Source organism: Roseospira navarrensis (assembly GCF_009601025.1).
In the GTDB taxonomy this organism is placed as follows: domain Bacteria; phylum Pseudomonadota; class Alphaproteobacteria; order Rhodospirillales; family Rhodospirillaceae; genus Rhodospira; species Rhodospira navarrensis.
The window spans coordinates 1-4,287 of record NZ_WIVE01000122.1; the positions used below are offsets into that span (position 1 = coordinate 1).

The window sequence follows — 4,287 nt, forward strand, 5'->3', positions numbered from 1 at the left end:
CCCGTGCAATCCTGGCATGCATCGCCGGACTTATCTCGCCCAAACAACCAGCATGCATATCTAACGCAAACTGAGCCTATTTTTTTGTGGAGGGAAACCCGCATTCATCGCGAAGAGTCTCTTCCGCCCGCATCGTGGGTTGAACGGCCGGGACTCGCACCATGACGCATGAGCTGCTGTTTCTGTATTGCCTGACCATCTTCTCGGTCTCGATCGTGCCCGGTCCGAGCATGATCCTGGCCTTTTCCGAAGGCATGATGCGCGGCACGCTCGGCGCGCTGCCCGCCGCGCTGGGCAACATGGTCGCCTCGTTGACGCAGGCCTTGCTGGCCTATGCGGCGTTCCAGTCCCTGATGAGCCTCGGCCCGGGCGTGCTGACGCTGCTGCAGATCGTGGGAGCCGTGTTCATCGGATACATCGGCTACCTTTTCCTGACGAGCGGCGCGAACGGGGGCCTGGATGAGGGGGACGCCACACTTCTGAGCCGGCCGCCGGTGCTGCGGTTCGCCGACGGGTTCGTGGTTGCCTTTTTCAACCCGAAGGCGATCCTGTTCTTCGTCGCCCTGTACCCCAGCTTCGTGGGGGGCGCCGCCACCCTCACGGCGACCCACGCCCTGTTCGTGTTTGTGCCGATCGGAACCATCGCGCTGACGTGCTTCGCCCTCTACAGCGTCGCCGGCCAATTCTCGGGCGCGGCCCTGACGGGCAGGACCGCCCTGGGGCGCGTGATTCCGGGTCTGGGGGCCGTGCTGCTGGGGCTGGCGGCGCTCTATCTTCTGAGGGCGCTGGCCACCCTCGATTGGGCGGACCTGTGGCCGATGTGAGCGCTCAGGGGCGCTGCCGTTCAAAGAACCGCCAGAGCGTTTCCGTCGCGTCCAGGGCCGTGCTCGGGGCCTCCCCCTGTGTCCAGGGCTGACCGCCGGGCCAGTCGTGCGCGTTGTCGTGCACTAGGATGCGCTCGACCGCCACGCCGGGCGGGCAGGCGTATCGCCAGGACGAGACTCTCGGCCCCCGGTCGGGACCCGGCTCCGGGTCCGGCGCGCAGCCGTTCGCCCTGGCCCAGAACGCGCCCTGGTAGGCCGCCGGCCGCATCGGCCGGCCGTCCCACGCCCGCACGAACGGGCCGTCCGTGAGACCACCCTCCGGCGGAACCATGCGGTCCAGCGCACCGTTGATGATAAGCACCGACACGGGGACCCGGGGCGTCGCCTCGTCCCCGAACAGACCGGCGATCACCGTACCGATGGCCGCCACTCTGTCGCTCATCTCGATCCCGATGCGGTGGGCCAGCATGCCGCCGTTGGACAGGCCGGCGACGAAGACCCGGTCCGGGTCCACGGGATGGTCGCGCAGGAGGGTCTCGATCAGGGCCCGGATGAACCCGACATCATCCACCCCGGTCCGCATGGCGAAGGCGCAGCAGTGGTGGGCATTCCAGGTGTACAGCCGGCCGCCCGGGCTGGTGCCTTCCGGATAGGCGACCAGGAAGCCCTCGCGCGTCGCCAGCCGGCTGAAGCCGGTCATGCGGACGGCGCTTTCCGCCGTGCCGCCGCCCCCGTGCAGCACCACGACAAGGGGGACGGGCTCGGCCCCGGTTCGGACGCGCGCGGGCACGTGCAGAAGGTAGCGGCGCGTCAGACCGTCGTGCAGCAGCGTGTGGACCGTCGGGCCGGGTGCGCTGTTCCGAGCCTGTGCGGGCGACAGGGCCGCCGCCGCGAGCGCCATGACGAGACCGGCGAGCGCGCCGATGAGGAGACCAGATCGTGTCGACGCCATGCCTTACCTCCCGGTGCCGTGGGACCTGCCTGCCGGGAGCCTACACCAGAATGACCCAGAGACACTCGAACGCTTTGCGCCCGCGATCGCGCGCCCGCCCAGAGCAACGGGCTCAGGTTAACGGCATCGTTCTTCCAGGCCTTTGCATCGGGTCGGAGACCAGCGCGCGAGGTCCTTCAGCCGCTTCGCGGCTTCAGGATGACTTCTTATAATAGTAGTGCGTCATCCCGAGCGAGCGAAGCGAAACGAGGGATCTCGAGAGGCCTGCTCCGACAACGCGGACCGTGCCGACATGTTCACCTGAGCCCGTCGCCCTTCGCGCCCACCCGTTCAGCCCACCGCCGCCTCGGCCTCGGCCGCCTCCAGGGTTTCCTGGGCCTCCATCCAGCGGGTCTCGGCCGCCTCCAGCTTTTTCGCGACCGCGCCCAGGTCCTTTTGCAGCGCGGTCAGGCGGTCGGCCGGGCCGTCGTAGAGCGTGGGATCGGCCATGCGCTCTTCCAGGCGCGCCTTCTCGGCCGAGAGCTTTTCCACATCCTTCTCGGCCGCCTGGATGGCCTTGCGCAGCGGCGCGGTGCGCTGCCGGAATTCGGCCGCCGCCCGGCGCTCGTCCTTGCGGTTCTGCGCGGTGGCACTGCCCCCGGTCCCTTTCGCGGCCTCGTTCTCCGCCCGGGCCTCGCGCCGGTCCTCCCGCGCGCGCTCCAGCAGCAGCCGGCGATAGTCGCCCATGTCGCCCTCGAAGGGGGCGACCGTGCCGCCGTCCACCAGCCACAGCCGATCGGCCGCCAGCTCCACCAGATGCGGGTCGTGGGTGATGAGCACCACCGCGCCCTCAAACGCGTTCAGGGCCGCCACCAGCGCCTCGCGGGTGTCGATGTCCAGGTGGTTGGTGGGCTCGTCCAGGATCATCAGGTGCGGCGCCTCGCGGCTCATCAGGGCGATCAGCAGGCGCGCCTTCTCGCCGCCGGACAGGTTCCTGACCGGCGTGTCCGCATGCTGGGCGGTGAAGTCGAAGCGGCCGAGATGAGCCCGCAGCCGGGTATCATTCACCTCCGGCATGGCCCGGCGCATGTGCCACAGGGGCGCCTGGTCCGGAACCAGTTCCTCCATCTGGTGCTGGGCGAAGTAGCCCACCGACAGCTTGGGCGAGGCCTTCAGTTCGCCCGCCATCAGGCCCAGCCGCCCGGCCAGCACCTTGGCCAGCGTCGACTTGCCGTTGCCGTTGGCCCCCAACAGGGCCACGCGGTCGTCCATGTCGAGGCGCAGGTTCAGCCGCCGCAGGATCGCCGTCTCGCCATAGCCGGCCACGCCGCCCTCGATGGCCACCAGCGGCGGGGCCAAGGGTGCGGGCGCGGGAAAGTCGAAGCTGATGGCGTGATCCTCGATCACCGGGGCCACCATCTCCATCTTCTCCAGCAGCTTGACGCGGCTTTGCGCCTGCCGGGCCTTGGTCGCCTTGGCGCGGAAGCGGTCGATGAACGCCTGGATCTTCTGGCGCTGAGCCTGCTGCTTCTCGTAGGCGCGGGCCTGCAGGTCCATCTGCTCCCGGCGCGTCTTCTCAAAGGTGTCGTAGTCGCCGCCGTAGCTGGTCAGCTTCAGGTTTTCCAGATGCCAGATGCGGTTGACCGCCCGGTTCAGCAGCGCGCGGTCATGGCTGATGATGAACACCGTTCCCGGATAGGAGGCAAGGTGTCCCTCCAGCCAGAGCGTCGCCTCCAGGTCCAGGTGGTTGGTCGGCTCGTCGAGCAGCAGCAGGTCCGGCCGCGCGAACAGCACGGCGGCGAGCGCCACGCGCATGCGCCAGCCGCCCGAGTAGTCGCCGACGGCGCGGCCATGGTGCTCGGCCGGGAAGCCCAGCCCGGCGAGGATGCGCGCCGCCCGCGCCTCGGCGGTATGGGCCTCGATGGCCGTCAGGCGCTCGTGAATCTCGCCGATGCGGTGGCCGTCGGTGGTCGCGGCCTCCTCGGCCAGCAGGGCGGCGCGCTCGGTGTCCGCCGCCAGCACGCAGTCGAGCAGCGAGACCGGGCCGTCCGGCGCCTCCTGCGCCAGCCGCCCGACGCGGGCGCGCGGATGCACGACGATCTCGCCCGCGTCCGGTGCGATCTCGCCCAGGATCAGGCGCAGCAGAGTGGACTTGCCGGTGCCGTTGCGCCCGACCAGACCGACGCGCGCACCGGCGGGCAGCGAGACACTCGCGCCATCGAACAGCAGGCGCCCGCCGATGCGGTATGTAAGGCCGTTGATCTGAAGCATGACGGCGGGGTGATAGCACGACCCCGCCGCCCGCAACAGGGGGGCGACGCGCGGGAGAGGGCGACGAGCTCAGGTGAACGGGATCGCTCTTCCAGGTCTTTGCAGTTGGGCGGGGATCTGCGCTCGAGGTCCTTCAGTTGCTTCGCGGCTTCAGGATGACATCCTATAATTTTAGGCTCAAATAGCGTTCGCTATGCATTCCCGGATTTGGTATCATGAAGGATACCGAACGCGGGAGGCGGGCATGGATCGGGACACGTT

The 4,287-nt window shown here is 69.0% G+C and carries 3 protein-coding genes; 1 reads left to right on the forward strand and 2 read right to left on the reverse strand.

Annotation, left to right across the window (positions count from 1 at the left end):
• Positions 1 to 161: 161 nt before the first annotated feature.
• A complete protein-coding gene (locus GHC57_RS18675; protein WP_153347104.1) occupies positions 162 to 824 on the forward strand; it encodes a LysE family translocator in 663 nt (220 codons plus the stop codon).
• A gap of 4 nt (positions 825 to 828) precedes the next feature.
• On the opposite strand, the gene GHC57_RS18680 is transcribed toward GHC57_RS18675, so the two are convergent.
• Positions 829 to 1,776, reverse strand: a complete 948-nt coding sequence (locus GHC57_RS18680) for a CE1 family esterase (RefSeq protein ID WP_153347106.1) — start codon at positions 1,774 to 1,776, stop codon at positions 829 to 831.
• Between the two features lie 330 nt (positions 1,777 to 2,106).
• Entirely contained in the window at positions 2,107 to 4,026 is a 1,920-nt protein-coding gene (locus GHC57_RS18685) for an ABC-F family ATP-binding cassette domain-containing protein (protein WP_153347108.1), read from the reverse strand.
• Between the last annotated feature and the right edge of the window lie 261 nt (positions 4,027 to 4,287).